16 protein-coding genes are annotated in these 21,916 nt (G+C 71.3%); 8 read left to right on the top strand and 8 right to left on the bottom strand.

Translation table 11 applies throughout. The annotated features are described in order from the left end of the window. Positions 1-335: 335 nt before the first annotated feature. A complete protein-coding gene (locus tag F8271_RS32465; RefSeq protein WP_192580357.1) occupies positions 336-506 on the bottom strand; it encodes a hypothetical protein in 171 nt (56 codons plus the stop codon). A 19-nt stretch (positions 507-525) separates the two neighbouring features. Here F8271_RS32465 and F8271_RS18955 point away from each other — a divergent pair, with 19 nt between their 5' ends. Then, positions 526-1,434 carry a hypothetical protein gene (locus F8271_RS18955; protein WP_151491099.1) on the top strand — a complete coding sequence of 303 codons (909 nt, stop codon included), beginning with the start codon at positions 526-528 and terminating at the stop codon, positions 1,432-1,434. Between the two features lie 36 nt (positions 1,435-1,470). Beyond that, positions 1,471-1,860, top strand: coding sequence for a hypothetical protein (locus F8271_RS18960; protein ID WP_151491100.1), 390 nt, complete (start codon positions 1,471-1,473; stop codon positions 1,858-1,860). 75 nt (positions 1,861-1,935) lie between these two features. Here the strand turns inward: F8271_RS18960 and F8271_RS32470 are convergent, their stop codons facing one another. Then, positions 1,936-2,397, bottom strand: a complete 462-nt coding sequence (locus tag F8271_RS32470) for a hypothetical protein (RefSeq protein WP_192580358.1) — start codon at positions 2,395-2,397, stop codon at positions 1,936-1,938. On the opposite strand from F8271_RS32470, the gene F8271_RS32475 reads away from it, so the two are divergent. The 3 genes from F8271_RS32475 to pulA all read left to right on the top strand — a co-directional run bounded on the left by F8271_RS32475 (position 2,384) and on the right by pulA (position 9,043). Next, a complete protein-coding gene (locus tag F8271_RS32475; RefSeq protein WP_255473708.1) occupies positions 2,384-2,647 on the top strand; it encodes a hypothetical protein in 264 nt (87 codons plus the stop codon). The two genes, F8271_RS32470 and F8271_RS32475, sit on opposite strands and share 14 nt — an antisense overlap. Positions 2,648-2,724: 77 nt before the next feature. Further along, entirely contained in the window at positions 2,725-3,423 is a 699-nt protein-coding gene (locus F8271_RS18970; protein ID WP_225854619.1) for a cellulose binding domain-containing protein, read from the top strand. Between the two features lie 118 nt (positions 3,424-3,541). Further along, positions 3,542-9,043 carry a pullulanase-type alpha-1,6-glucosidase gene (gene pulA, locus F8271_RS18975; protein ID WP_151491102.1) on the top strand — a complete coding sequence of 1,834 codons (5,502 nt, stop codon included), beginning with the start codon at positions 3,542-3,544 and terminating at the stop codon, positions 9,041-9,043. A gap of 83 nt (positions 9,044-9,126) precedes the next feature. Here pulA and F8271_RS18980 read toward each other — a convergent pair whose 3' ends face one another. From F8271_RS18980 to F8271_RS18990, 3 genes are all read right to left on the bottom strand, one after another. Beyond that, on the bottom strand, positions 9,127-10,755 hold the full coding sequence (locus F8271_RS18980; protein WP_151491103.1) for a hypothetical protein: 1,629 nt from the start codon (positions 10,753-10,755) through the stop codon (positions 9,127-9,129). A gap of 303 nt (positions 10,756-11,058) precedes the next feature. After that, the gene (locus F8271_RS18985; RefSeq protein WP_151491104.1) at positions 11,059-12,903 is read right to left on the bottom strand and encodes a right-handed parallel beta-helix repeat-containing protein; all 1,845 of its coding nucleotides are present in this window, start codon (positions 12,901-12,903) and stop codon (positions 11,059-11,061) included. A 352-nt stretch (positions 12,904-13,255) separates the two neighbouring features. Then, positions 13,256-14,737, bottom strand: a complete 1,482-nt coding sequence (locus F8271_RS18990; RefSeq protein WP_151491105.1) for an aminopeptidase P family protein — start codon at positions 14,735-14,737, stop codon at positions 13,256-13,258. A gap of 133 nt (positions 14,738-14,870) precedes the next feature. On the opposite strand from F8271_RS18990, the gene asnB reads away from it, so the two are divergent. Then, positions 14,871-16,832, top strand: coding sequence for an asparagine synthase (glutamine-hydrolyzing) (gene asnB, locus F8271_RS18995; protein WP_151491106.1), 1,962 nt, complete (start codon positions 14,871-14,873; stop codon positions 16,830-16,832). Between the two features lie 88 nt (positions 16,833-16,920). Here the strand turns inward: asnB and F8271_RS19000 are convergent, their stop codons facing one another. Next, entirely contained in the window at positions 16,921-17,949 is a 1,029-nt protein-coding gene (locus F8271_RS19000; RefSeq protein WP_151491107.1) for a lytic polysaccharide monooxygenase, read from the bottom strand. Positions 17,950-18,271: 322 nt separating this feature from the next. Here F8271_RS19000 and F8271_RS19005 point away from each other — a divergent pair, with 322 nt between their 5' ends. After that, positions 18,272-19,423 (top strand): XdhC family protein, encoded by a 1,152-nt coding sequence (locus F8271_RS19005; protein WP_151491108.1) that lies wholly within the window; start codon positions 18,272-18,274, stop codon positions 19,421-19,423. A gap of 80 nt (positions 19,424-19,503) precedes the next feature. Then, a complete protein-coding gene (locus F8271_RS19010) occupies positions 19,504-20,439 on the top strand; it encodes a PfkB family carbohydrate kinase (RefSeq protein ID WP_151491109.1) in 936 nt (311 codons plus the stop codon). Positions 20,440-20,478: 39 nt separating this feature from the next. On the opposite strand, the gene F8271_RS19015 is transcribed toward F8271_RS19010, so the two are convergent. Both F8271_RS19015 and F8271_RS19020 read right to left on the bottom strand, forming a co-directional pair. Continuing rightward, positions 20,479-21,309 carry an MBL fold metallo-hydrolase gene (locus tag F8271_RS19015; protein WP_151491110.1) on the bottom strand — a complete coding sequence of 277 codons (831 nt, stop codon included), beginning with the start codon at positions 21,307-21,309 and terminating at the stop codon, positions 20,479-20,481. After that, positions 21,306-21,710 (bottom strand): thioesterase family protein, encoded by a 405-nt coding sequence (locus F8271_RS19020; RefSeq protein WP_151491111.1) that lies wholly within the window; start codon positions 21,708-21,710, stop codon positions 21,306-21,308. Before F8271_RS19020 ends, F8271_RS19015 begins: the two co-directional genes overlap by 4 nt. Between the last annotated feature and the right edge of the window lie 206 nt (positions 21,711-21,916).

Raw genomic sequence — 21,916 nt, forward strand, 5'->3', positions numbered from 1 at the left:
GGCGGCGCGGGACGGCGGGGCGGGAACCGACTCGGCGGACACCACACGCCACCCCGACCACGTCCGGCCGCGACCCGCTCGACGACCAAGATCGTGCTCGATCCAGGAAGCAGGCCCTACGCCGCGACGACGAGGCCACTACATCCAGGATCGAGCACGATCATGCGAGGGCCTTCGCGCAACAACCCGGCGCGACCGGCATCAGGCATGAGTAGGACGGCATCAGGTAGGACGGCATGAGTAGGACGGCATGAGGTAGGACGGCATGAGGTAGGACGGCATCAGGTAGGACGGCTGCCGCTGACCTCACGCGCTGGACCCTCCACGGGGGAGGATCAGTCCGCGTCGCTGGCCTGGGCGTGGCGTTCCAGCAGTCGCTGCCGGATCTCCTCGGGGGTGTACGCGCGTCGGCGCCGTTCTGCCCGCGCGATGACCACGCCGGAGGCCGCGACACCGGCGAGGCCGGCGAGCCCGAGGATCTTCCACCACCGCATCCGTTGCCGCATCGGCCTAGGGTAGACCCTCATGAGCATCAGCCTGGATGAGGCCGTCGAGTTGACCCGCACCGGTGACGTGTGGGTGTTCCGGGGCCGTAGCGTGCCGGACCGGGCGATCCAGTTGACCACGAACAGCCCGGTGAACCATGTCGGGATGGCGGTGGTGTTGGACGACATGCCGCCTCTGATGTGGCATGCGGAGTTGGGCAGGTCGCTGCCGGATCTGTGGTCGGGTACCCACCAGCGGGGCGTGCAGCTGCACGACCTGCGGGACGCGGTCTGTGTCTGGGCGAACCGGTACGGCCAGCGGGCCTGGTTGCGGCAGCTCGACCCGCCGGCGGACGGCGAGATGGAGCGGGCCGTGCTGCGGACGGTCGCGCGGCTGGACGGAACGCCGTTCCCGTCGACGGCCCAACTGGCCTGGCGGTGGGTGCGGGGGCGGGTGCCGGCGCTGCCTCGTCCCGGCCGGCTCGCGCACCGAGCAGGCGTGACGGCGAGAGCAGGCCAGGGAAACAGCGCAGCCCAGGCGGACAGCGCAGCCCAGGCGGACAGCGCAGCCCAGGCGGACAGCGTGGGCCAAGGGAACAGCGCAGCCCAGGCAGGCAGCGCAGCCCAGGCAGGCAGCGCAGCCCAGGCCAACAGAGCGGACAGCGCAGCCCAGGCCAACAGAGCGGACAGCGCAGCCCAGGCCAACAGAGCGGACAGCGCAGCCCAGGCCAACAGAGCGGGCAGTGCAGGTCAGGCGCGGGAGCGGGCGTTGGAGACGGCGTACTGCGCCGAGGTGGTGGCGGTGACCTATGAGGCGATGGGGTTGTTGCCGGCGGGGCGGCGTCCGAACTGGTACGACCCGGGGCGGTTCTGGAGTGGGGACGACCTGGGCTTGGCCTCGGGTGCCCGGCTCGGTGCGGAGATCGAGGTCCGGGTTCCGTCGCGGTGAGGTTTGACCTGGCCGGTGACCGGCAATTGCTGTCGCGTGAACGCCTCCACCGATCTCGACACTCTGGCGGACTTCTTCGACCGGTACGGCGTGGCGCTGATCTCCGGTGACCTGCCGGCCATCGCCGGCTGTTACGCGCTGCCCGGGTTGGTGGTGGCGGACACCTACAGCTTCTCGTTCACGACGCCGGCGGCGGTGGCGCTGTCCTTCGTGGGCGCCGCGCCGGACTACCAGGATCGGGAGTTGGTCGCGGCGCACGCCCGGATCGATGACGTCCAGCCGATGTCCGCACTGCTGACGATGGTGGCGGTGGAGTGGGAGTTTCTGGACAGTCAGGGGCGTGCGGTGCCGGGGGAGCGGTACCGCTATCTGCTGCGTACCGCCGATGCGGAGCCGGTCATCTGCACGGTCGTCCGGACGGTCTGATCGGTCGGGGTCGTCCGGGCGGCCGGGCCGTTGGCTGTGTCGGGTGGGCCGATCGGCCCGATCCGTCGGTGCTGGCTAGGCTGGCGCGTCGGTGGGGACGAGGGGAGACCTGATGGCGGTGCGGCCGGACGGTGCGGCAGACGTGCGGGCGGCTCGCATGTTGGCGTCGGTGCCGTGGGTTGTGGTGCTGCTCGGCGTGTGCGTGCTGGTGGTGCTGTTGGTGGTCGCGTTGCTGTCGTTCCGTACCAGGGAGAGAGATGGCGGGCCGCGGGCCGCGCCGCCGGTGTTCCTGCCGACGGTGCCGGCGGCCGTGTCGCCGACGGGTGGGCCGACGCCGGCGGGGGTGGAGCGGCGGACGGCGTCGCCTGGGCCGTCGCGGAGCAGCCGGTCGCCGTCGCCTCGGGTCACCACGGCCTCGCCGTCACCGGGGCGGTCGAGTGCCCCGGCGGTGGCGCCGTCGTCGGCGGAGGCGGTGACGGCCCGGTACCAGGTCGGCACGGATGGCTGGGACGGGACCGCGGCGGTGCTGTCGATCACGAACGAGACGAGCCAGTCGGTGGACTGGCGGGTCGAGTTGGCGTACGACGACGACATGTGGGCTGTGCGGGCGAGCGACGACTCGGGGGTTTCGGTGTGGGGGCGGGGTGACGGCGAGTTCGTGGTGCGGGGCACCCGTTCGTTGAGCCCGGGCGACACCCGGACCGTCCGGTTGCGGCTCGGCTGGGGTGAGTCCGGGGCCACGCCGTTGCGGTGCACGGTGAACGGGGTCGACTGCCGCCTCGGCTGACTGCCCGGGCGCGCGAGGCGCTTCCGGGCCTGGCCGTCGGTCGCTACGCTGCCCGGACGGCCCGCTGAGGGAGGTACATGTCCGGCATGCGTCGTGCCCCGCGACCGTCTCATGGCCCGGTCGCCATCGCGTCGTCGCCGTGGGTTGTGGTGCTGGCCGGTGTCGTCGTGATGGTGGTGCTGCTCATCGTCGCCCTGGGCGCGTACCGGGGGCGCAGCCCGGCACCGGACGCGGGGTCGCCTCCGCCGGCGTTGCCGTTGCCGCAGGTGCCGCAGGTGCCGCCGGACCCGTCGGGTGATCCGACGCCGACGTCGGCGGGTTCGTCGGCTGCACCGTTGGTGCCGGGGTTGTCCCCGCGTGCGAGTGGTCTGCCGTCGAGCGGTCCGGCCGTGTCGCCGACACCGATGGCCGGCCCGACGGTGACGGCGACGCGCACGCCCACCCGGGTTCCGGCGGGGCCGCCGGCGGTCACTGGTCGGTACCGGGTGGTGCAGAGCTTCGACGGTGGGTTCATCGGTGAGGTGCTGGTCGTCAACGCGTCCGGTGGGCCTCGGGGGTGGACGGTGCGGTTGGAGTTCTCCGGTGGGCGGTTGGTGACGGCCTGGGTGGAGGGCGCGCCACAGGGGACGCTGCGGCAGTTCGACGGGGGTTTCACGTACGCCAGTGGGGTTGACGTCCCGCCCGGCGGGTCGGCGCCGTTGCGGTTCCACCTGGAGCGGGCGTCCACGACGCCGCGGGGATGCACGGTCGACGGGGTGCGCTGTAGCGGGTTCTGACCTGGACGGTCGCGGTGCCTCTGCAAGGATGCTGTTTTGTTGCGACCATGTTTGCAAGGTATTGCAGAATGTTTCGGCAAGGGTTAGCGTGCGGCCAATCCACCAGAGGAAGGCGTCGATGAAACCCCCGCCGATACCGCGCACCGCCCTGCTGGCTCTCGTCTCCCTGCTCACCGTCACCCTCGTCGGCGCCCCGGTCGCCGTGCGCCAGCTCGGCGCCACCGACGACTCCCGTCCGTCCGGCGTCGACCCCCTCGCCGCCGCCGGTGCCGCCCAGTGGGGTGTCGAACCGGCCGCCGACGCGCTGTTGAAGGCGGGCGACACGTCCGCACGCGCCGAGCAGTTCTACTTCGTCCTGCCGGACCGGTTCGCCAACGGCGACCGCCGCAACGACTCCGGTGGCCTTGCCGGCGACCGCCTGCGCACCGGGCTCGACCCGACCGACAAGGGCTTCTACCACGGCGGCGACCTCAAGGGCGTCATCGACAAGCTCGACTACATCCAGGGCCTGGGCACCACCGCCATCTGGCTGGCCCCGATCTTCAAGAACCGGCCGGTGCAGGGTGCCGGCACCGACATCTCGGCCGGCTACCACGGCTACTGGATCACCGACTTCACGCAGGTGGACCCGCACTTCGGCACGAACGAGGAGATGAAGCGGCTGGTCACGCTCGCCCACCAGCGCGGCATCAAGATCTACCTCGACGTGATCGTCAACCACACGGCCGACGTCATCACGTACGCCGAGGACTCCTACGCGTACGTCGACAAGGCGACCTCGCCGTACACCGACGCGCGGGGGCGGGCCTTCGAGGACCGCAACTACGCCGACGGCAGCCGCGCGTTCCCGCCGGTCGACCAGACGTCCTTCCCGTACACGCCGACGTTCGCCGAGCCGCAGGACGCGACCGTGAAGGTGCCGGCCTGGCTCAACGACGCCACCATGTACCACAACCGGGGCGACTCCACCTTCGCCAGCGAGAACAGCGAGTACGGCGACTTCTTCGGTCTCGACGACCTGTGGACCGAGCGTCCCGAGGTGGTGCGGGGGCTGACCAAGGCGTACGGGGACTGGATCGGCGCGACCGGGGTCGACGGGTTCCGGCTGGACACCGTCAAGCACGTCAACATGGACTTCTGGCCGCAGTTCAGCGCGGGCATCGAGCGGGCCGCCGAGAAGGCCGGCAAGAAGGACTTCCTCATGTTCGGCGAGGTGTACAGCGCCGACCCGGAGATCAGCTCCAGCTACGTCCGGCAGGGTGGCCTGCCGGCCACCCTCGACTTCGCCTTCCAGGAGGCCGCGCGGGGCTTCACCGCCGGCGCCGGTTCGGCGAAGGCACTCGCCGAGGTGTACGCCCGCGACGACCTGTACGCCGCGCGGGACACCGACGCCGGCCGGCTGACCACCTTCCTCGGCAACCACGACATGGGGCGGATCGGTTCGTTCATCGCCGGTGGCGGCACCGACCCGGGCAGCCATCTGCGCCGCGACCAGCTCGCCCACCAGCTGATGTTCCTCACCCGTGGCCAGCCGGTGGTCTACTCCGGCGACGAGCAGGGCTTCACCGGCCCCGGCGGGGACAAGGACGCCCGGCAGGACATGTTCGCATCGTCGGTCCCCGACTACCTCGACGACGACCTGCTCGGCACCGAGCGCACCCACGCCAGCGACCAGTTCGACACGGCCCACCCGCTGTACCGGACCATCGCCGAGCTGGGTCGGCTGCGCCAGGCGCACCCGGCGCTGCGCGACGGCGTGCAGGTGACCCGGTACGCCGCCGACGGCCCGGGTGTCTTCGCCGCCTCCCGAATCGCTCCCGCCGACCGCACCGAGTACGTGGTGGCGGTGAACAACGCCGACACCGCGCAGACTGTCACCGTGGACACCTGGTCGGCCGGCGCCACCTTCTCCGGCATCTACGGCGGCTCGGGCACTGTGTCAGCCGGCGGCGACGGCACGCTGACCCTCACCGTCGCGCCGCTGTCGGCGGCGGTGTACCGGGCCGGCACCCCCATCGCGCAGGCGGCCGGCAGGCCGAGCGTCACCCTCACCACTCCGGCTCCGGACGCGCCGGTCGCCACCCGGGCGGCCGTCACCGCCCAGGTCACCGGCGACCCCCTCGCGACCGTCACCGTCGCCGCCCGGGTCGCCGGCGGGAGGTGGACGCTGCTGGGCAGCGCCGACCACGCGCCGTACACCGTGCAGCACGACCTCACCGGCCTGGCCGGCGGCACCCGGATCGAGTACAAGGCGGTGGTCCGCGACGGCCGGGGCCGCACCGCGACGGCCCGGTCCACCGCCGTCGTGGGCACGCCCGAGCAGGGCGGATCCCGCGAGTGGGCGGTGGTGCACTACCAGCGCCCCGCCGGCGGGTACGACGACTGGGGGTTGTACGCCTGGGGTGACATCGACCCGGCGTACGTCACCGAGTGGCCGAAGGGGCAGCCGTTCACCGGGGAGGACTCGTACGGCCGGTTCGCGTGGGTGAAGCTCAAGCCGGGCGCGAAGTCGGTGGGCTTCCTGGTGGTCGACAAGGCTGGCACGAAGGACGTCGCCTCCGACCGCAGCATCGACGTCACCCAGACCGGCGAGATCTGGCTCAAGCAGGGCGACCCGGCGATCTACCCGAGCAGGCAGGCGGCCGCCGGTGAGCCGGCCCCGCCGGTCGAGGAGGGCACCGCGGTCATCCACTACCGGCGGGCCGACGGCACCTACGACGGCTGGGGTCTGCACCTGTGGGACGGCGCGGCCAACCCGACCGAGTGGTCCGCGCCGCTGCGGCCGACGTCCGTCGACGCGTTCGGCGCGGTGTTCCGGGTGCCGTTGGCGGCCGGGGCCACCGGGCTGAACTACATCATCCACCAGGGCGACACCAAGGACCTGCCCGACGACCAGCGGCTCGACGTCGCCAGCGTGGGCCGGGAGGTGTGGCTGCTCGCCGCCACCCCGGGCCGCCTGCTGCCGTCGACCGCGACCAGCGCCGGCGGTGACACCGACATCAGCAAGCAGAAGGCACACTGGATCGACCGGTCCACCGTCGCGTGGCAGACCGGCCCGACCGACGGCAAGGTGTACGCGCTGGTCGCCGCCCCGACCGGCGGCGTCAGCGTCGTCGACGGGGAGCTGACCGGGACGTACACCAGTCTGCCGTTGCGGGCGCAGCGCAACGGGCTCACCGAGGCCCAGCGCACCGCGTTCCCGCATCTGTGGTCGTACCGCAGCTTCACGCTGGACCGCGGCGACCTGGCGAAGGTCCCGGCGGCCCTGCGTGGGCAGGTGCTCGTCACCGAACGCGACGCCGAGGGCGCCCTGCTCGCCGCGACCGGCGTGCAGATCCCCGGCGTGCTCGACGACGTCTACTCGCGGGCCACCGACGCGACGCTCGGGCCGACGTTCGCCGGTCGTACGCCGAGCCTCGCGCTGTGGGCGCCGACCGCCCGGACGGTGGCGCTGCAGGTGTTCGACTCGCCCGCCGCCGCGCCGAGTACGGTGCCGATGCGCCGCGACGACCGCACCGGCGTCTGGTCGGTGCGCGGCAACCACACCTGGATCGGGAAGTACTACCGCTACCAGGTGCAGGCGTGGCAGCCGGCGGCGCAGAAAATGGTGACCGCCTCGGTGACCGACCCGTACTCGGTGGCTCTCGCCGCGGACTCCACGCACAGCCAGCTGGTCGATCTGAACGACCCGGCGCTCGCTCCGGCCGGGTGGCGGACGCTGCGCAAGCCGGCCGCGGTGCCGGCGGCGAAGGCGCAGGTCTCCGAGCTGTCGGTGCGCGACTTCTCCATCGCCGACGACAGCGTGCCGGCCGAGCGGCGGGGAACGTTCCTCGCGTTCAGCGACCCGAAGAGCGCCGGCATGACCCACCTGCGGGCGCTCGGCGACGCCGGTGTCACCCACCTGCACCTGCTGCCGGCGTTCGACTTCGCCACCATCCCCGAGAAGCGGGCCGACCAGCGCCAGCCGGCCTGCGACCTGGCGGCGCTCCCGCCGGACTCCGCCGAGCAGCAGGCGTGCGTCGCGGCGGTCGCCGAGACCGACGGCTACAACTGGGGGTACGACCCGCTGCACTACACCGTGCCCGAGGGCGGCTACGCCGTCGACCCGGCCGGTGCGGCGCGGACCACCGAGTTCCGGCGGATGGTCGCCGGAGTGAACGGCGCCGGCCTGCGGGTCGTCATGGACGTGGTCTACAACCACACGTCGGCCGCCGGCACCGACGACACGTCGGTGCTGGACCAGATCGTGCCCGGCTACTACCAGCGGCTGCTCGACGACGGCACGGTGGCCAACTCCACCTGCTGCGCCAACACCGCACCCGAGCACGCCATGATGGGCAAGCTGGTGGTCGACTCGCTGGTCACCTGGGCGCGGCAGTACAAGGTGGACGGTTTCCGGTTCGACCTGATGGGTCACCACCCGAAGGCGAGCATCCTGGCCGTGCGCACGGCACTGGACAAGCTGACCGTCGCCCGGGACGGCGTGGACGGCAAGGCGATCATGTTGTACGGCGAGGGCTGGAACTTCGGCGAGGTCGCCAACGACGCCCGGTTCGTGCAGGCCACCCAGGCCAACATGGCCGGCACCGGCATCGGGACCTTCAACGACCGGCTGCGCGACGCGGTACGCGGCGGCGGGCCGTTCGACGCCAACCCGCGGGTGCAGGGCTTCGCGTCCGGGCTGTACACCGACCCGAACGGCGACGCGGTCAACGGGTCACCGGCCGAGCAGAAGGCCCGCCTGCTGCACGCCCACGACCTGATCAAGGTGGGGCTCACCGGCAACCTGCGCGGATACCGGTTCACCGACACCGCCGGACGGCAGGTCACCGGCGCGCAGGTCGACTACAACGGCTCGCCGGCCGGGTACACCGCCGCACCGGGGGAGGCCGTCACCTACGTCGACGCGCACGACAACGAGATCCTGTACGACGCGTTGGCGTACAAGCTGCCGCAGGGCACCTCGGCGACCGACCGTGCACGGATGCAGGTGCTGGCGTTGGGCACGGTGGTGCTGGGGCAGGGCACCGGGTTCGTCACCGCCGGCACCGAACGGCTGCGGTCGAAGTCGCTGGACCGCAACTCGTTCAACTCCGGTGACTGGTTCAACCAGATCCGCTGGAACTGCCAGCAGGGCAACGGGTTCGGCGCCGGTCTGCCGCCCGCGCAGGACAACGAGGACAAGTGGCCGTACGCGCGACCGTTGCTGGCCGACCCGGCGCTGGTGCCGGACTGCGCGGCGATCACCACCACCGACGCCCGGTACGCCGAGCTGCTGCGCGTCCGGGCGTCGTCACCGGTGTTCGGGTTGGCCACCGCGCAGCAGGTGCAGCAACGGGTGGCGTTCCCGCTGTCCGGGGCGCAGGAGACGCCGGGTGTGCTGACCATGACCCTGGACGCCCGCGGGCTGGGTGGGTCGTGGAAGTCGCTGACCGTCGTCTTCAACGGCACCCCGGCGGCGGCGACGCAGACGCTGACCGGTCTGCGCGGTGCGGACGTGGCACTGCACCCGGTGCTGGCGAACTCGGCCGACCCGGTGCTGCGGACCGCCTCGTTCGACCGGGCGGCCGGCACGTTCACGGTGCCGGCGCGCAGCGTGGCGGTGTTCGTCCAGAAGTGACGACACGACCGGCCCCCTTCCGCGAGACGCGGAAGGGGGCCGGTTTGTTGTGTCAGCGTCGTACCGCCGTCACTCCTGCGGGATCAGCCGAAGCAGTTCTCGATGGTCCCGCCCGGGATGGCCAGGCAGTTCGTCGGACGGTTCGCGGTGACCGCGGACTTGTCGTCCAGGTTCACCTCGCCGAAGAACGTGAAGACACCGCCCGGAGCGAAGGTGGAGAAGTTGTGGGCGACCTTCGTCTTCGACAGGTTGACCTGGCCGAAGATGTTGAAGATGCCGCCGCCGACCCCGATCGGGCCGATGGCCCGGTTGCCGACGACCTCGCTGTCGCGCAGCGTGGTGACGCTGCCGGCGTTGAAGAGCCCGCCGCCGAAGAAGCCGGCGGTGTTGTCCTTGATGCTGCTCTTCTCGAACGTGACCGCGCTGTCGAAGGCGATGGCCACACCACCACCGACACCGGCGGTGCTGTTCTTCTCGACCGTGACGTTGTGCAGGTTGAGCTGGCTGTCCGCCGCGGCCAGGCCACCGCCGGCGAGGACCGCGGTGTTCGAGACGAACTTGGTCTCGTACGCCGTGGTGTTGCCCTCGATGTCGAGCAGGCCGCCGCCGAAGCCCAGCGTCTCGTTGTCGCTGATCTCGGCCTTCTTCAACTCGACGGTCCCGCCGTCGACGTCGTCGGTGAAGATCTCCGCGGCGCCGTTGGAGATGCCGCCACCACCGATGACGGCGGTGTTGTCGGTGATCTTCGACTCGTCGACCTTGAGCACGCCGGCGTTGAAGACGCCACCACCGAAGAAGAAGGCGGTGTTACGGGTGACGGTGCTGTGCCAGATCTTCGTGGTGCCGAAGTTGGCCACACCACCGCCGTTTCCGCCGGACTGGTTGAGGACGACCTCGGACTCCACGATCTCGGCGGTGCCGCCCGGCTGGACCAGGATGCCGGCACCGTCGTTGTCGTCCGGCTGCTCGACGAGCGGCGTGACGACGCCCGGCGTGGCCTTCGGCGTGACCTTCGGCGCGGCCTTCAGGCCCGCCTTCGGGTTGGCCTGGCGGGTGCTGAGCGCCTGGGCCAGCGGGACGCCGGCCTTCACCTGCGCGGCGATCGCCTCGGAGTCCGAGTAGGCCGACCAGACGGCAGCCGGCTCGACGGCGTCGAACAGCTCGATGGTCTGGCCACCCTTGATGGTCAGGCCCTTCACGGTGAGGTGCCCACCGCTGCCGACGTTGAGGATGCGGAAGTAGTCCGCGGTGGCTTCCCGGGAGATCGTCGTGTGCTCACCCTTGAGGGTGATGTTCTCGGTGATCACCGGCAGGCCGTTGCCCTCGAAGTCGTTGCGGGTCAGGTTGTAGGTGCAACCCTTGGCCAGCTCCAGCACACCGCCGTGCTTGTTGTTGGCGAACACGATCGCCTGGATCAGCTTGTCGGTGTCGCAGGGCACCTCCTTCCCGCGCTCGTGGTCCTTGTCCCGGTCCTTGTCCTTGTCTTTGTCCTTGTCCCAGTTGCGGCCCTCGTCACCGCCCTGGTCGCCATCCATGCTCACCTGGGCGGTGTTCCAGTTCAGGCCGACCGCTCCGGCGCTGCCCGCGACGCCCACCGCCGCGAGACTGACCACGCCCGTCAAACCGGCCACGCCGCTGGCGAGCCAGAGCTTGCGGCGGCGCTTGGCCGTCGCCCGCCCGGAGGCTTCGTTGTTCGTTAGGTAGTTGGACATCGGAGCTCTCTGCCCTCTCCTCGTACCAGACAGGGTCGCCGCCCTCAGGCGGGCGTCCCCTGCTACAAATCGGTTGTAGCTCCCAAAACCAACGTATGAGAATGTTCCTCGCCTCGCGGGCTTATCCGAAAGAACCCCACATTAGGTTCGTGTCCGCCCCTGGACGGCCCGGAGGCCCCGCGCGGGCACACCCCCGCCCAAGCCGGGCCGCACGCCGCTGAGCTGCCCAAATGGGTACGCCCCTCCGCGCCGTCACCGGCCCGGAGGGGCGCACCCTCTTTATGTGGTTCAGCCCCACCCCGATCAGGCGAAGCAGTCCGAAACGTTGAAGCAGTTGGTCGGGCGGTTGGCGGTGACCGAGGACTCGTCGTCCAGCGTCACGGTGCCGCCGAGGCTGTTGAAGATGCCGCCCGGTTCGAGGGTGGAGAAGTTGTACGCCACCTTCGTCCGGTGCAGCGTGACCTCGCTCCCCTCGGTGTTGACGATGCCGCCGCCGCGGGCGAACGGACCGACGGCCCGGTTGCCCACCACCTCGCTGTCGCGCAGCGTCGTACGGCTGTCATCGTTGAAGAGGCCGCCGCCGGAGGAGCCAGCGGTGTTGTCCTTGATCCTGCTGTTCTCGATCGTCGCAACGCTGTCGGACGTCACGAACACGCCGCCACCGTCGCGAGCGGCGCTGTTCTTGACCACCGTGGCGTCCTTGAGGGTGAGCTGGCTGTCGGCCACCGCGACGCCACCACCGTCGAGCACCGCGGTGTTGCCACTGACCGTCGTCTGGTGCAACGTCGTGGTGCCCTGGACGTCCAGGACGCCGCCGCCGAAGCCAAGCGTCTCGTTGTCGGTGATCTCGCTCTTGTAGACCCAGACCGCGCCGCCCTCGACGTCCTCGGTCAAGATCTCCGCCGCGCCGTTGGAGATGCCACCACCGCCGATGATCGCGGTGTTGTCCTTGATCTTCGACTCGTCGACCTGGAGTACGCCGGCGTTGAAGATGCCGCCGCCGAAGAGGAACGCGGTGTTGTGCGCGACCGTCGTCTTGCTGAGCCGGGTGCTGCCGAAGTTCGCCAGCCCGCCGCCGTTACCGCCGGACTGGTTGTAGAGCAACTCGCTGTCCAGGATCTCCGCCCGACCACCGGGCTGCACCAGCACCCCGGCACCGTCGTTGGACCCCGGCTCCTCGACCAGCGGGACCGCCGCCGGCCCGGCCGTCGCCGGCTTCGCCGGTGTGGCTGCCGCCGGCTTGGCTACCGCCTTCGCCGTGGTCTTGGCGGCCGTGGTCTTGGCGGCGGGCTTGGCGGCGGTCGCCGTTGCGGGCTTGGCAGTCGTGACTGGCCTCGCGGCGGTCGCCGTGGCTGCCGTGGCCTTGGCGGCGGGCTTGGCGGCCGTGGCCGTCGCAGGCTTGGCGGCGGTCGCCGCTGCGGGCTTGGCGGCCGTGGCCGGCGTTGGGGGCGTGACCCCCGGCGTGGCCGTCGTGGTCCGGACCGACGTCACATACGGTGCCCAGACCGCCGCCGGGTCCGCGGTCATCGCCTGCTCGATGGTCTGGCCGCCCTTGATGCTCAGACCCTTGACGACCAGGTCCCCGCCCGGGCCGACATTGAGGATGCGGAAGTAGTCGGCGGTGGCCTCACGACCGATGGTCGTGTGCTCCCCCTTGAGGGTGATCGGCTGAGTGATCACCGGGAGGCCGTTGCCGTCCTGGCTGCGGGTCAGGATGTACGTGCAACCCTTGGCCAGCTCCAGCACTCCGCCGTTGGAGTTGTTGGCGTACGTGATCGCCTGGATCAACTTGTCGCTGTCGCAGGGGACCTGCTTGGTGCGGTCCTTCTCGTCGCGCTTGTCGTCCTTGCCGCCCCGGTCGTCGAAGCCGCTCCAGTCGTCGCCGCTCCACTCGTCGCCCTTGCCGTCGCTCTCCTTGCCGCCCTCGTTCCCGCCGGCGTCGCTGACGTTCTGCCGGTTGGTCGACGGTTGGGCGTCGGACACCCGGTCGGAGCTGGGCTTGTCGTCGCGGGCGGCCAGGCCGCCGAGGGCCGCGAGGCCGACCACACCGGTCAGCCCGGCCACACCGGCGACCCAGAGCGCTCGTCGTCGTCGTGTCGGCGGAGCTGTCGAGGCTCCGCCGTCGGTAGTCGTTACGTCGTAGGACATCAGAGCCTTCCGCCCTTTCCTGCTACCAGACGGGGTCGCACCGCGCGAGGCGCCACGACCAGCTACAAATAGGTTGCAGCCTCCGATCCCCACCGTATGAGAACCATCTTCGCGATGCGGACTTATCTGAGAAAACCCCGCATTCAACTCAGGTTGGGGCAGGAGTCGGTGAACAGGTCGGGGATGGCGGTAAGGGCGTGAGCAGCGCAAACACCGACGGAAGCCGCAGCGGCGCCCGGCCGTCGCGGCCGGGGTGGGGCCGGGCCGGGGTCGGGTAAAGACGGCGCGGGCCGCGACGGTGAGACGTCGCGGCCCGGCGGTGCGGGGGGTGCCAGCGGTGCTGGCGTTGAGGTCAGCCGGGCAGGCGGGGGCCTGCCTCGCGCTGCTCGGCCAGCCAGGTCTCCACCTCGTCGGAGGTGCGCGGCAGGCCGGCCGACAGGTTCGCCGCACCGGTCGAGGTGACCAGCACGTCGTCCTCGATGCGGATGCCGATGCCGCGCAGTTCGGCGGGGACCAGCTCGTCCTCCGGCTGGAAGTACAGACCCGGCTCGACGGTGAGCACGTAGCCCTCGCCCAGCGTGCCGTCGCGGTACATCTCCTTGCGGGCGTTCGAGCAGTCGTGCACGTCGATGCCGAGCATGTGGCCGAAGCCGTGCAGCGTCCACCGCCGGTAGACGGTCGACTTCTCGTCCATCGCCTCGTCCACGCTCACGGGCAGCAGACCCAGCTCGGACAGACCCTCGGCGAGGACCCGCATGCAGGTCCGGTGGACGTCCTTGAACGTCACCCCGGGCCGGATGGCCTCAATGCCGGCCTGCTGCGAGGCGTACACGATGTCGTAGACCTGGCGTTGCAGCGCGGTGAACCGGCCGCTGACCGGCAGCACCCGGGTCACGTCGGCGGTGTAGAGGTTGCGGCCTTCGACGCCCATGTCCATGAGCAGCAGGTCACCCGGGCGGGTGGCGCCGTGGTTGTGCATCCAGTGCAGGATCGTGGCGTGCTCGCCGGCGCCGACGATCGAGCCGTACCCGACGTCGTTGCCGTCGTGGCGGGCCCGCAGCGCGAAGACACCCTCCAGCAGCCGCTCGGAGACCGCCCGGTCCGCCGGCAGGATCCGGGCGACGTCCTCGAAGCCGCGTACGGTGGCGTCGATCGCGTCCTGGAGTTGGGTGATCTCCCACTCGTCCTTGACCAGCTTCAGCTCCGAGATGGCGATCGCCAGCTCCCGGTCCCGGGCCGGCTGCCCCTCGACGCGGACCCCGTCGTACACCCGGACGGCCGCGTCGACCCGGCTGTCGAAGCCGCGCAGCACCCGGGTACGGCCCGGGGCCAGGTCGGCGAGCGTCGCCTCCAGGTCGGTCAGGTCGGCGGTGGGCAGCCCCAGCTCGGTCGACTTCTCGCTGAGCGTGTGCCGCCGGCCCACCCACAGCTCACCGTGGCGGCTGCGGAAGAACTCGTCGGTCTCGTGGGAGGATCGGGGCCGCATGTACAGCGTGGCGTCGTGCCCCGAGCCGTTCGGGCGCAGCACCAGCACGCTGTCGGGGTCGTGGTCGCCGGTCAGGTAGGCGAAGTCGCTGCCCGGCCGGAACGGGTAGGTGGTGTCGTTGGCCCGGACCTTCTCGGTGCCGGTGGGGATCACCAGCGTCTCGCCCGGGAAGGCCGCCGAGAGGGCGGCCCGCCGCTTGGCGTAGTTGGGCGCCTCGGCGCGGGGGGTCACCGGGAGGGCGGTGTCCCGCCAGCCCTGCCGCATGAAGGACAGGAATGCCCCCGGGAAGTCCGGATCGTGCGATTCCGTACCGTCCGTTGGCGTACCGTCGGTGCGTCCCTCGGTCATTGCGCCGCTCCCTCCGCTTCGTTGCTGGTCCCGACGGTACCGCGCGCCCGGTTCGCGGTGGCGCCGCCCGGGAGCGCTCCGGATCGACGGACGGCTGCGACGGGCCTGTGGCACGCGTGGGAAGATGACCACCATGTGCGGACTCCTGGCCTTCTTCAGCGCGAACGGCAACGCCGCCGCGCACCGCGACCACATCGCCGGAGCATTGGAATGCCTGCACCACCGCGGCCCTGACGAGACAGGGGTCGAGGTGGTCGGCGACGCCTCCGGCCGGTACGCGGACGGAGTGTTCGCCCACAAGCGGCTCGCCATCATCGACGTCGCGTCGAGCCACGAGCCGCTGCCCTACGCGAACGGCCGTTACCTGCTGACCTTCAACGGTGAGATTTACAACTACATCGAGCTGCGCGAGGAGTTGATCAGGGACTTCGGCGCCCAGTTCGCCACCGCCGGTGACGGTGAGGTGATCGTCGCCGGTTACCACTACTGGGGCGAGCAGGTGCTCACCCGGCTGCGCGGCATGTTCGCGTTCGTCATCTGGGACCGGCAGGAGCGGCGCGCGTTCGGTGCCCGCGACTACTTCGGCATCAAGCCGCTGCACTATCTGGAGACCGCCGACGGGCTCTACCTGGCGTCGGAGAAGAAGGCGCTGCTGCCGTTCGCGCACAGCAACTACCAGGGTGACGCGGGTATCGACGCGGCGAGCCTGAGCCACTACCTGACCCTGCAGTACGTGCCGGAGCCCGGCACCCTGCACAAGGGCATCAGCCGGATCGGCTCGGGGGAGTACCTGACCTGGACGCCGGGCGGGCGGATCGACGTACGCCGGTGGTATCGGCCGGTGTTCCGGCCGGCGCCGGTCGACGACGAGCAGAAGCTGTACCACGAGATCCGGGAGACGCTGCGGGAGAGCGTGCGCATGCACATGCGCTCCGACGTGCCGGTGGGCTCGTTCCTGTCCAGCGGCATCGACTCCACGGCGGTGGTCGCGCTGGCCCGGGAGTTCAACCCGAACATCCTCACCTTCACCGTCGGCTACGACGTACCGGGGTATTCGGAGATCGACGTCGCGCAGGATTCGGCCCGGCACCTGGACGTCACCACCATCCCCACCAAGATCGGTCCGCAGGACATGATCGACGCGCTGCCGAAGATCGTCTGGCATCTGGACGACCCGGTGGCCGACCCGGCGCTGGTGCCGCTGTACTTCGTGGCGAAGAAGGCCGCCGAGCACGTCACGGTGGTGCTCTCCGGTGAGGGCGCGGACGAGTTCTTCGGCGGCTACACGATCTACCGGGAGCCGCTGTCGCTCGGCACCGTCAACGGCCTGCCGGGTGGCGTGCAGAAGGGCCTGCGCGCGGTCTCCAAGGCGATCCCGCAGGGGGTCAAGGGCAAGAGCTTCCTGGAGCGCGGCACCACCCCGATCGAGGAGCGTTACTACGGCAACGCGCGGATGTTCACCGAGGAGGAGAAGCAGCACCTGCTGCGTCGCTACGACCCCTCGGTGCGCTACACCGACGTGACGGCCCCGATCTACGCCGAGTGCACCGAGCTGGACGACGTCACCAAGATGCAGTACGTCGACCTCTACACGTGGTTGCGCGGCGACATCCTGGTCAAGGCGGACCGGATCTCGATGTCGCACTCGCTGGAGGTGCGGGTGCCGTTCCTCGACCGCGAGGTGTTCGACGTGGCGGCGAAGATCCCGGTGGACCTGAAGCTGCCGCCGCGCTCCGACGCCACGAAGTACGCGATGCGGCAGGCGCTGCAGGGTGTCGTCCCGCCGGCCATCGTGAACCGCAAGAAGCTGGGCTTCCCGACGCCCACCCGGGTCTGGCTGCGCGGCGAGATGTACGAGTGGGCCCGGCACGTGCTGAGCACGTCGGGGGCCGGTGACCTGCTCGACCTGTCGTACGCGCTGCGGCTGCTCGACGAGCACAAGCGGGAGGAGGCCGACCACTCCCGCAAGGTGTGGACGGTGCTGATCTTCTGCATCTGGCACGCCATCTTCGTGGCGAAGACCCTCGACCCGGGCATCCAGCGCAACCAGTCCGCCCTGCTCACGAAGCCGGTGGTCGGCTCCATGGTCCGCTGACACTGACACCCCTGTTGATCAAGAGGTTTGCGTCATCCGGAGCCGTTCCGGCGACGCAAACCTCTTGATCATCTAGAGGGGTGTGCGGTTACCGGCGGGCGCAGGTGACCGTTGGGAGCGCGTTCGTTCCTGTGGTGCTGGCCAGGAAGCCGAACGTGGTGGTGCCCTCCGGTGCGACCGTGCCGTTGTACGAGACGTTCGTCGCGGTCACCGTTGAGCCGGACGACGTCTGTGTGGCGCCCCAGATCTGACTGATCGACTGTCCGCTGGGCCAGGTCCAGCTCGCGGTCCAGCCGGAGAACGGCGTACTGCCGTGGTTCATGATCATGACTTCGCCCTGGAAGCCGCCCTGCCAGGCGCTGACCACCTTGTAGACCGCCATGCAGTCGCCGTTGGGCGGCGTGCCACCCGGACCCACACCGGTCACCTGACCGTTGCCGCCGTCGAAGGTCACGTCGGAGCAGCCGAAGAAGTTCTCCTGCGAATCCGAGCGCACCCAGCGTGAGTAGATGATGTGCTGGCCGCTCTTGCCCGACGGCAGGTTGCCACTGAAGTAGTAGTGCCCCTCGTTGGTGCCGACGCCGCCGCGCTGCGGCGGGTTGGTCACCGTCAGGAACGGCTGCTCCTCCAGGTCACTCCAGGCCAACGCGCGGGTCGGGCTCCAGCTGTTCTTCGTCACGTAGAAGTAGAAGGTGCCCGGGTGGTGCGCCCAGTTGCTGTACCGGAAGTCCAGCCGCGCCCCGGCGGTCAGGTGCGTCAGTGGCCAGTCGGTGCGGGGAAGGTCGTAGCCCCGGTAGCCCGGGTTGCCACCACTGCACAGCTGCCCGTCCGGGATGAAGCCGGTGGTCCGGCCGCCGGCGTCGGAGCGCAGCACGCTGAACCAGTTGTAGAGGGAGTTCGCCCCGCTCTGACCCACGGCGGCGGAGCATGCGGGGTTGTTGGGGCGGATCTCGCCGGTCTGGCTCAGGCCGTCCTGCCAACACAGGTAGGTGCGGCTGCCGGGGGTCATCGCGGCGCCGTGCGCGGCGGCCGGCTGTGGGCTGGACGCCAGGGCGACGGCACCCAGGGCGAGGGTAACGGCCGCGGTGAGCAGCGCGGCCGTACGGGAACGGTTCACGGGGTCTCCTGACTCGCGAGGCGCGCCGCCCGGGCCGCCCCGCCGCAATCGGGTGGGATGTGGCGATCACGGCGACGTGCCCTGGCCGGAAACGGCCGGTGGACGCGCGCCGTCAACGGTCCTGTCACGGACCGGCGCCCTCGCGTCGAACAACCCGGCAACCGGCGGCGCGGCAGCCCTCGCACCGCCCGGTATGCGCCATCCCACCACGCCGCCGGACTCGATGCAATAGCCAACCCTCGATATAGGGGACGGGCCGTGCTGCCGCGTTGAGCGACATATCCTGCTCAGAGGGAGAAATATGCCGGAAAGGTGGCGACGCGTGCCGGACGTGTTCGACGAACTGCTGCGTCGCTGCCGCGCCGGCGAGCCGGTCGCCCTGGCCACCGTCGTGGCCACCTGGCGCTCCGCGCCGCAGCCGCCCGGCGCCGCCATGCTGGTCACCGCCGACGGTACGGTCACCGGCAGCGTCTCCGGCGGCTGCGTGGAAGCGGACCTGTACGAACGCGCCCGCCACGTCCTCGACACCGGCGTAGCGGAGCTGACCCGCTACGGAGTCAGCGACGACGACGCGTACGCCGTGGGTCTGACCTGCGGCGGGGTGCTCGACGTGTTCGTGGAACGGGTCGACCCCGGCCGCCTCGCGGAGGTGGACGCCCTCGACGCCGCGCGCCGTGCCGGCCGGCCGGCGGCGGTGGTCACCTGCGTGGCGGCCGACGCGGGCGACCCGTCGAGCGCGGTCCCCGTCGATCCGGCCCGGCGGCTCGGTCGGCGGCTGGTGCTGACCGGCGAGCAGGTCATCGGCTCCCTCGGCGACGACCGGCTCGACGACGCCGCCACCGCCGACGCTCTCGGGCTGCTCGCCGCCGGACACAGCGGCATGCTCCGGTACGGCTACCACGGCCAACGTCGGGGCACCGGCCTCAGCCTCTTCGTGACCGCGTACGCCACACCACCCCGGATGATCGTCTTCGGGGCGATCGACTTCGCCGCCGCGGTGGCCCGGATCGGCGCGTTCCTCGGCTACCGGGTCACCGTGTGTGACGCCCGGCCGGTCTTCGCCACCGCACGGCGCTTCCCGGAGGCGGACGAGGTCGTGGCGCAGTGGCCGCACCGCTACCTGCGCACGGAGCTGGACGCCGGCCGCGTCGACGGACGGACGGTGGTCTGCGTGCTCACCCACGACCCGAAGTTCGACGTGCCGCTGCTGGGGCTGGCGCTGCGCCACCGGCTCGCGTACGTCGGGGCGATGGGCTCGCGGCGCACCCACGACGAGCGGCACAAGTTGCTGCGCGAGTCCGGGCTCGACGAGGCGCAACTCGCCCGGCTCGCCTCCCCGATCGGGCTGGACCTCGGTGGGCGTACCCCGGAGGAGACCGCGGTGAGCGTGGCCGCGCAGATCGTCGCGGCCCGCTGGGGCGGGTCCGGTCGGCCGCTGGCCGCGCTCGCCGGCCCGATCCACCAGCCGGGTTGACCCGGCGCGCGCGCAGCGGCGCGTCCGCGGTGCCAGCCTGATCATGCGGTGGCCGTTGGGGATGACGAAAGGACCTCCGAATGGGATACGCGGTGGTGCTCGGCGAGGCGCTCGTCGACCTGCTCGACAGCGAGTGCGACGGCGAGCGGGTCTACCGGCAGGCCATCGGCGGTGGCCCGCTCAACGTCGCCGTCGGGGTGGCCCGACTCGGCGGCGCGGCACAGTTCGTCGGATCGCTGGGCGACGACGTGCTGGCCGGCCGGATCCGCGCCTTCCTGACCGCCGCCGACGTCGGGTTGGCCGGCGCGGTGACGGCACCGGCGTCGACCTCGCTCGCCGTGGTCACCCTCGCCGGCCCGGAACCCGACTTCCGCTTCTACGGCGAACCGCCCTCCTACGGTCTGCTCGGTCCCGACGACCTGCACCTGGCACTGGTGGAGGGCGCCGACGTGCTCTACTGCGGGTCGGTCGTGCTGCTGCAACCCGCCACCCTGGCCGCCGCCCGCCGAGCCTGGTCACTCGCCACCGGTCTGCGGGTCTTCGACCCGAACGTACGGCCCCGGCTGCTGGACGGCCCGGCCGCGCTGGCCGGGCTGCGCGAGGTGGTGGCCGAGTTCGCCGCCGGAGCGCACGTGGTCACGTTGAGCGGCGCCGACGCGCAACTGCTCTATCCGGGTGAGCCGGTCGAGGGGGTGGCCGCGTACCTGCGTGAGCTGGGGGCCACCACGGTCGTGGTGACACTCGGCGCGGCCGGCGCGGTGCTGGCCGCCGCCGATGCCGACCCGGTCCTCGTGCCGGCCCCCAAGGTCGACGCCGTCGACGCCACCGGAGCGGGTGACTCGGTGATGGCCGCGTTGATCGCCGACCTGCTCGTCGACGGCGAACCGGCCGCCCCGCACGGCTGGATCGAGAGGGTGGCGTTCGCGCTGCGGGTGGCCGGCCTGGTCTGCGAATCCCCGGGCGGCGCCACCGCCATGCCCACCCGCGCCGACGTCGAACGCCGCTTCGCGGCCTGACGGTCCCGGTCCCCCGCCGACTGGACGGGGGACGGGGGACTACGGGGTTCCGTTGAGCTCTTGGTAGCCGCGGTTCGCCGCCACCAGGGCGGCGCGGGCGCCGAAGGGGGCCTCGGCGGCCACCCGCTCGGGGGGCGCGCCGCCGGTGTTGGCGGCCCGGATCAGCCAGGCCAGCCGCGCCAGCTCGGCGTGCTGGGCGCGGACGAACTCGACGTCCACCGGGTCGCCGTGGCCCGGCACGACCAGCGTGCGCGCGGTGGTCAGCCGCAGCAGGTCCGTGACCGCGTCCGGCCACTGCAGGGGGTACGAGTCCTCGAAGGCGGGCGGGCCGCTCTGCTCCACCAGGTCCCCGGCGACCAGCACGTCCGCGTCGGGCACGTGCACCACCAGGTCGGCGTCGGTGTGCCCCCGCCCCGGGTGACGCAGCAGCACCCGCCGGCCACCCAGATCCAGCTCCGTCTCGGTCTGCACGATGTGCGTCGGCGCGAGCAGTGGCGTGTCGGCCAACTCGGCGGCCAGCGCCGGGTGCTCCTGACGCAGCTCCTCGTACGCCTGCCGGCGCAGCCGCTCCGGCTGCTCGCGCAGGGCCGCGGCGGCCAGGTGGTGCGCGTACACCGGGCGGGGCGGGTCGCCGGCCAGGACGGCGTTGCCGAAGCAGTGGTCGTAGTGGTGGTGGGTGTTGACGATGGTCAGCGGACGGTCGGTGACCGCCCGGACGGCGTCGGCCAGCGCGGTGGCCTGGGCCGCCGAGGACAGCGTGTCTACCAGCAGCGCCTCATCCGCGCCGACGACCAGCGTCACGTTGACCCGCAGCAGAGGCTCGGGCCGCACGTACACCCGGTCGGCGACCTCGACGAACCCGGCGGTCACGAGGACCGCCCGGCGCGCTCGACGAAGCGGTGCCGGTCCACCAGGATCCGGTCCACCCGCCCCCGGGCCACCGTCTGATCGCCGTCACTGACGGTGACCTCGAACGACAGCCGGCGACCGTCGACGGTCGCCAGCAGCGCCTGCGCCCGGACCGTCCGGCCGACCACCGTCGGCGCCAGGTGCTCCAGCTCGACGCGCGTCCCCACCGTGGTCGACCCGGGTGGCATGCCGACCGCCGTCGCCGCGACCGTGGCCGCCTCGGCCAGCGCGAGCACCCGGGGAGTGCCCAGCACCGGTACGTCCCCGGAACCGACCGCCTGGGCGGTGTCGGCGTCACTGACGGTCAACTCGACCTGGGCGGTCAGACCCGGCGCGAAGGCCGGCTCGGGCTGCTCCTGCATGGTCGTCAGCCTAGGAGCGCGGGTCGGTAACGAGCAAGCTGTCGCGGGGTCGGGTCGGTGACGCTAGTGGCGTTTCGGGTCGGGTGGTTGGATGCCCGTGTCCGGTTGCCTGTGTCGGGTCGTCTGGGGCCTGTGGGGGCATGTCTGGGGCCGCGGTAGCGGCCTGTGGGGAGGTCTCAGCCGGTGGCTGCGGCCAGCCCGGCGGT

The sequence above is a fragment of the Micromonospora sp. ALFpr18c genome (assembly GCF_008868155.1).
Lineage (GTDB): Bacteria > Actinomycetota > Actinomycetes > Mycobacteriales > Micromonosporaceae > Micromonospora.